1 protein-coding gene is annotated in these 1,299 nt (G+C 61.7%); it reads right to left on the reverse strand.

Annotated features, from left to right (window positions below; translation table 11 throughout):
• Window positions 1-265 precede the first annotated feature (265 nt).
• Entirely contained in the window at window positions 266-1,297 is a 1,032-nt protein-coding gene (locus tag XH98_RS12965) for an IS110 family transposase (protein ID WP_271618816.1), read from the reverse strand.
• Window positions 1,298-1,299: the final 2 nt, after the last annotated feature.

The following is a 1,299-nucleotide window of genomic DNA, read 5'->3' on the forward strand; positions in this document are numbered from 1 at the left end:
CATGTGTGGACGGCTCCGGGTTGGCAAGAAGAATCTTCACTTGCAGCATTGGTCGGAGCAGCCATGTGTTCGGCCTGTTTGTGCGGTACCCATGACCGCTGGCCATAATGCCCTCCGCGGATCAGGTCCCGATCAACAGCACGCATTCGAAGATGCCTTGGCCCATGTGGGTTGTCCTGATCGCCGGATCGACCGGCGCTGCATTAAGTGCTGTTCGTCCTTTCCAACCGTTACGTCACGCCGGTGTGTCCGGCTGTGAACTCATTTACGCCATGAGAGCGGCGGGTTCCTTGTAGCGTTCGTTCCTGGCCATCATCGCCCATGCCATCCGGGCGAGTTTGTTGGCGAGCGCGATGGCAGCGACCTTTGTGGGTCGCCGCGCCAACAATGCGGTGAGCCAGGGCCGATGCCGGGTGCCATGGATCTTGGCATAGCGGATCACTGCGAGTGCGCCTGCCGTGAACAGGCTGCGCAAATAGCGATCGCCTTGCTTGCTGATACTGCCAAGCTTGTCCTTGCCCCCGCTCGAGTTCTGCTTCGGCACGAGCCCAACCCAGGCCGAGAAGTCCCGTCCCGATCGGAAGGCGTTGGCATCGGCAACGCTCGCGACCAACGCCGTTGCCAGCGCCGGCCCGACGCCAGGAATCGCGTCCAGCCGTTTGCTCGTCGCATTTGATCGATGCCAGGCGATGATGCGGCGGTCGAACTCCAGGATTTGGGCCTTCAGGGCCCGCAATTGGCTGCCGAGAGCCGCAAGACACGCGCGGGCCACCTCCGGCAGCCGGCGGTCATCAGTGTCGGCGACGACTTCCAGCAACTGCTCGACACCCTGGCGCCCGACAGGGGCGACGATCCCGAACTCGGCAAAATAGGCGCGGATTGAATTGATCACGGCAGTCTGCTGGCGGATGAAGAGATGGCGCGCACGATGAAGCATTAGACAGCTCTGTTGCTCGACCGTCTTGGCCGGCACGAACCGCATGTTCGGTCTCGTGACCGCCTCGCAAATCGCCTCCGCGTCGGTGCTGTCGTTCTTCTGCCGCTTGACGTAGGGCTTCACGTAGGCCGGAGGCATCAACCGCACCGTATGCCCCAATGTCTCCAGCTCACGGGACCAATAGTGCGATGAGGCGCAAGCCTCAATACCGACGAGGCATGGCGGCAGTTTCTCGAAGAACGCCAGGACGTGCCGACGCTTCAACTGACGGCGTATGACCACCTGGCCGGCTGCATCAACGCCGTGCACCTGGAAGACCGACTTCGCGATATCCAGACCGATCGTCGAAATTGACTGCATAA

The organism is Bradyrhizobium sp. CCBAU 51745 (genome assembly GCF_028128715.1).
Lineage (GTDB): Bacteria > Pseudomonadota > Alphaproteobacteria > Rhizobiales > Xanthobacteraceae > Bradyrhizobium > Bradyrhizobium manausense.

What these genes read in the sequence shown, in the direction of transcription:
- XH98_RS12965 (WP_271618816.1), bottom strand. Translation starts at nt 1,297, where the DNA reads ATGCAGTCAATTTCGACGATCGGTCTGGATATCGCGAAGTCGGTCTTC.